General features: G+C 38.6%; 2 protein-coding genes. Both read right to left on the reverse strand.

The genetic code is table 11. The features are described from left to right. Window positions 1-22: 22 nt before the first annotated feature. On the reverse strand, window positions 23-1,234 hold the full coding sequence (gene tnpB / locus UYC_RS0101435) for an IS200/IS605 family element RNA-guided endonuclease TnpB (protein WP_016879212.1): 1,212 nt from the start codon (window positions 1,232-1,234) through the stop codon (window positions 23-25). Then, window positions 1,218-1,622: an IS200/IS605 family transposase gene (gene tnpA / locus UYC_RS0101440; RefSeq protein ID WP_016873772.1), complete on the reverse strand. Its 405-nt coding sequence runs from the start codon at window positions 1,620-1,622 to the stop codon at window positions 1,218-1,220. The genes tnpB and tnpA overlap by 17 nt, the downstream gene beginning before the upstream one ends. Between the last annotated feature and the right edge of the window lie 105 nt (window positions 1,623-1,727).

Genomic DNA, 1,727 nt, shown 5'->3' on the forward strand with positions numbered 1-1,727 from the left:
TTGAACCTCGCATGACTAAAAGTCACGCGATTCTTGCTTCACTGACAAGCGCCTGAGAATCCCTAGGTCTTATCTCATCTCGACAAGCGTTTTGTGCCTCCGTTGAACCATCGGCGGCATTTAAAATTCTCAATCCCTCATGAAGAATATTGACTGCTGCCGTATAATCTCTCAAATGATGAGTATTACAATTAGGACAGTCCCATTCTCTTATACTCAAATTCTTTACTTCTGGGTTAACAAAACCACAACAGCTACAGATTTGAGATGAGGGGAAAAAAGGAGATATTTTCTGCACGATTCGGTCATGCCATAAAGCTTTATACTCCAACATGGCAACGAATTTTGACCAGCTAGCATCCATAATACTGAGTGCTAACTTATGGTTTTTAACCATGTTAGCTACTCGAAGATCTTCGATACAGATAATACTGTTTTCTCGGATAAGTCGGGTAGACAACTTGTGCAGAAAGTCATCTCTAACATTTGTTATACGTTCGTGAATTTGAGCCAGTTTGGTTTTCGCTTTGACTCGATTGTTACTACCTTTGATGCTACGAGAAAGTCTTTGATTGGCTTTGCGTAGTTTTCTTAAAGCTTTTCGGTAATATTTAGGGTTTTCAATCTCTTCTAAATTGCTAGTAACAAGATACGATTTTATTCCTAAATCCAACCCAATATTTCTATCTACATCAGGGTGCTTTTCTACCTCTGTCTCGCACAAAATACTAGCAATATATTTACCAGTTGTTGTACGAGTGACAGTAACATTAACTATAATCCCGGTTATTTCTTGAGAATGGTGAAATTTCACCCAGCCTAACTTTGGTAGTTTGAGGTAGTTGTCCCGTAGTTGAATGTTTCCGTTCGTGAAGTTGGTTTTATAGGACTGTTTAAATCCGTGCTTCTTTTTGAACTTAGGAAAATCAAATCGTCTTTTTTGTTTGGGTTTCTTTAGCTCTGCAAAGAAATTCTTGTACGCAGTCTCTAAATTCCTCAAAGAATTTTGAAGGGCAAACTTATCGACTTCAGCTAACCACTCTATCTCTTTCTTCAGTTGCGTTAATTCCTGACTGCATCCACTATAGTTTAAAGTCTTTTGCTCAGACTCATATAACTCTTTGCGTCTTGCCAAAAAGCGATTGTACACAAATCTAGCACAACCGATAGTCTTATTAATTAAGACTTCCTGGCTGCGACTTGGAATGAGTGTAACTTTAAACGCTTTTTGCATTTTGTGTTTCTATGTACTTTTTGACTTGTTCTTCTGTATTTTCTGACACCGTGCTAACAAAATATGATGGATTCCAAAGATGCCCTTCCCACAACTTATTTTTCAGTTCAGGGAATTTAAGAAACAACTTTCTAGCAGACACCCCCTTAAGGACTTTTACTATATTAGGAATAGTGTGTTGAGGAGTTGCTGAAACTAAAGCGTGTACGTGGTCAGATACGATCTCTAAAGTTTCTATCCTAAAGCCATACTGAATCGCTGTTTCTACCAGCAGTTGTCTCAAATAGTCTGTTATGTCTCCTTCTAAGACTTGATGTCTATACTTAACACACCATACTATGTGGTATTCTATCGCGTAAACATAACCTCTGCCGTGTTTTACTTCCACTTGTCACTATACCATATACACTACCATCTGTATAGTAGTATAGACCTTGCCGGGCGGCTAACTCACGATTAGAAATCACGAGTGTGCGCCGCCCCGTCATCAAAT

This window comes from Chlorogloeopsis fritschii PCC 6912 (assembly GCF_000317285.1).
Classification (GTDB): Bacteria; Cyanobacteriota; Cyanobacteriia; order Cyanobacteriales; family Nostocaceae; genus Chlorogloeopsis; species Chlorogloeopsis fritschii.